This is a genomic window from Microbacterium sp. H6 (assembly GCF_003314775.1).
GTDB classification, from domain to species: Bacteria; Actinomycetota; Actinomycetes; order Actinomycetales; family Microbacteriaceae; genus Microbacterium; species Microbacterium oxydans.
In genome coordinates, this window is sequence record NZ_QOAY01000039.1 from 1 (window position 1) to 4,017 (window position 4,017).

Genomic DNA, 4,017 nt, shown 5'->3' on the forward strand with positions numbered 1-4,017 from the left:
CGGCGCCGGTGTGGCTGCGCGGTTGCACCTACGGCGCGTGGGCCGGAACGGCCACCTTCATCCGGGAGTGCCCCGGGTCGGCGAACGACGTCAACGCGAACGTCGACGGCGCCGAGGATTCGAAGAGCCTCGTGTTCCGCGTCAACCGCGACGTCATCATCCTCAACGACGCGGTGGGCGGAGCGGCCTGGCTGGCGAACGAGAGCCTGCAGCGCGTCGACAACTGGAACGACCTCACCCCGCCGGAGGGCGAGACCGAGAACGAGGACGACTCGACCGAGGAGACCGTCGAGACCACGCTCCCCGAGCGCAAGGAGGAGAACACCCCTCCGATCGCCGAGGACGACACGTTCGGTGTGCGCCCCGGCGTGACGACGATGCTCCCCGTGCTCGACAACGACAACGATCCGGACGGCGACGTCCTGGTCGCGACCCTCGCCGAGGCCCAGCCCGCTCTCGGCACGATCCAGCAGGTGCAGAACGGCGGATCCCTGCAGATCGCGGTCGACGAGGACGCGACCGGATCGACCACCTTCACCTACGAGGCCGATGACGGTCGCGGCGGGAAGGACACGGCAGCGGTCACGCTGACCGTCTACGACAAGAGCGTGAACACCGCTCCGGTGCCCAAACGGCACACCAGTCTCACCGTGGAGACCGGCGGAACGATCTCGTACAACATCCTCCCGGACTGGATCGACCCCGAGGGCGACGATGTCTACCTCAAGGAGGTCGTCCCCGCGCCGGGCGACGAGGTCGACTTCAGCACCGACGGCCAGATCACGTACAAGGCGACCGCGAGCCAGCAGGGACGCAAGGACGTGCAGGTCACCGTCGCCGACGGATACGGGGAGAGCGCCACCGCGACGGTGACCCTCGATGTCCGACCGGAGGGCTCGACCAAGCCCAAGACCAACGCCGATCACGTCGTGACCCGCGTCGGCGAGCAGGTCACCGTGGCACCGCTGGCCAACGACACCAGTTCGGGGCGCGAGCTGCTGCGACTCGGCCGCGTGAACGAGGTTCCCGGCGCGACCATCGTCACGGACGGGCCGAACAAGACCTTCTCCTTCACCGCTGATGCTCCCGGCACCTACTACGTGCTGTACCTGGCGACCGCCGGCCCCGAGAACGGCGAGGGGATCGTGCGCGTCGACGTGCTCGAGGCGAGCGAGACGGATCTCCCTCCGGTCGCCGTGCGCGACGTGGCGCTGCTGCCGACGGGCGGCGATGTGCTCATCGGCGTGCTCGCGAACGACGTCGACCCCGCCGGCGGCATCCTGGTGGTGCAGTCCGTCTCGATCGACGACGACTCGGGCATCTCCGTGTCGGTCATCAACCACGAGACGCTTCGCATCACCGATCAGGGCTCGCTCACCGACCAGGCGCGCATCAAGTACCGCATCTCCAACGGCTCCAAGTCGGCGGAGGGTGAGGTGGTGGTCATCCCGATCCCCGCGCCGGACAAGCTCCTGCAACCCGTCGTGAACGACGACACGGCGATCGTGCGCGCGGGCGACGTCGTCACCATCCCGGTGCTCGACAACGACACGCACCCGAACGACGACGTCATGCACGTCGTTCCCGAGCTGGTCGAGCCGCTGGTCGACCCGGAGGACGGCGAGGCGTTCGTCTCGCAGGACACGATCCGGTTCAAGGCCGGACCCGTCGCGAAGACCGTGTACCTCACCTACGAGGCGGTCGATTCGCGCCAGCAGAAGGACGCCGGCTACGTCACGATCCAGATCCTTCCGGTCGACGAGGAGACGAACGCCGCTCCGCGCCCGCAGGACCTGGTGGCCCGCGTGCTCGCCGGGTCGACCGCGAACATCGCCGTCCCTCTCGACGGCATCGACGCCGACGGCGACTCGGTCGAGCTGATCGACATCGCCTCCAGCCCGCAGAAGGGGCGCATCACCGAGACGGCGCAGAACTACTTCACGTACGAGGCGTTCGACGACTCCTCCGGTGTCGACGTGTTCCGCTATCGCGTGCGCGACCGCCTCGGCAAGGAGGGCATCGCCACGATCCGGGTGGGCATCGCACCGGGCGAGCAGATCAATCAGAGACCGTTCGCGGTGAAGGATGCCGTGGTCGTGCGGCCGGGTCGCGAGATCTCGGTGCCGGTGATGCTGAACGACTCCGACCCCGAGGGCGACAAGATCATCCTCGTGAAGGACGGCCTCGAGGTTCCGACCGAGACGGGCATCACGGCCCGCGTCTCGGGTGATCGGGTGCTGGTGCAGGCGCCGAACCGCGAGCTCGAGACGTCGCTGCAGTACACGATCCGCGACGCGAGGGGCGCCGAGGCGACCGCGGCGCTGCAGATCACCGTCGACGAGGACGTCCCGCTGCAGGCGCCCGTCGCGCGTGACGACCGTGTGCGGCCGACCGACCTCACCGACGGCACGATGAGTGCCGACCTCGACATCCTCAAGAACGACGAGGACCCGGACGGCACCACCGATCGCCTGAAGCTCGTGCTCGGAGAAGGCGCGACCCAGCTGGAGAACGGCAAGGTGCGGGTCACCGTCACCGAGCAGCTGCAGCTCATCCGCTACACGATCACCGATCAGGACGATCTGGCCGCATCCGCGTTCATCTTCGTGCCGGCCGAGTCCGACCTGCGGCCGATCCTGGATTCGACCAAGCCGCTCGAGGTCATGAGCGGCGAGACCAGGGAGATCCCGCTCTCGAAGTTCGTCACCGTCGCAGGCGGGGGGACCGCGCGGATCACCGAGCATGCCAAGGTGAACGCCGTGTACGCCAACGGCGACGACCTCGTGAAGGACGAGACCACCCTGGTGTACACCTCGGCCGAGGGCTACTTCGGGCAGGACTCGCTCACGTTCGAGGTCACAGACGGCACGGGGCCGGACGACCCCGAGGGCCGTACGGCGACGCTGAGCATCCCGATCAACGTGCTGCCGCCGGAGAACCAGCAGCCGGTGTTCACGGGCGCAGAGGTCATCGTCGCTCCGGGCGAGAAGGCATCGACGCTCGACCTGGCCGCCCTCACGGCCGACCCCGATCCGGAGGATGAGGGCAAGCACAGGTACAAGTACGTCAGCGGTGCGGGCAAGGGCATCACCGCCAAGATCGACGGCTCGAAGCTGCTCGTCGAGGCCTCGTCCGACGTCGAGAAGGGCACGGTGTCCTCCCTGAAGCTGGAGATCACCGACGGGACGACGGAAGCCGTCGAAGGCACCGTGACCGTGCGCGTCGGCGCCTCGACCCGCCCGCTTCCTGCTGCGAACACCGACACGATCTCGGAAGCGGATCAGGGCAAGAGCATCACGGTGCCCGTGCTCGCGAACGACTACAACCCGTTCCCGGAGACCCCGCTCAAGCTGATGACTGCTGCCACGGAGTCGGGCTCCGGCGGCGCGGCCGTGAAGGGCGATCAGGTGGTCGTCACGCCTGACGCCAGCTTCGTCGGAACCATGGTCGTGCGCTACCGCATCCAGGATGCGACGAAGGATCCCGACCGCGAGGCCAACGGCCAGATCGTCGTGACCGTGCAGGGCGTGCCGGAGGCACCGGGCACCCCGCTGGTGTCGAGCGTGCAGGACCGCACCGTCGTGGTCTCCTACGGCGCACCGTCGAACAACGGCGCCGAGATCACCAAGTACACGGTGAAGTCGGTCGGCGGCAGCCCGTACTCGAAGGAATGCCGCTCGACGACGTGCACGCTCGACGGCCTCACAAACAACGTGGAGTACACCTTCCAGGTGACCGCGACCAACCGGGTCGGCGAGTCGAAGCCGTCCGGCACGTCGGCGGTCGCCCGTCCGGACGCTCGTCCCGACACCCCGACCCCGCCGACGCTGACCTTCGGCGACAAGTCGCTCAAGGTCGCGTGGGCCACCCCGACCACTCCCGGCTCTCCGGTGGAGAGCTACACGCTGGAGATCTCGCCGGCTCCGCCGTCCGGGGTCTCGCAGAAGCAGGCCACCGGGAACTCGATGACCTGGGAGGGTCTCGAGAACGGCGGCATCTACCAGGTGCGCGTGCAGG

General features: G+C 68.2%; 1 protein-coding gene. It reads left to right on the forward strand.

Going from position 1 to position 4,017, the window contains the following annotated elements:
* Positions 1-4,017: Ig-like domain-containing protein (locus DSP71_RS02705; protein WP_147251169.1), on the forward strand; the 4,017-nt coding region annotated here is incomplete at both ends.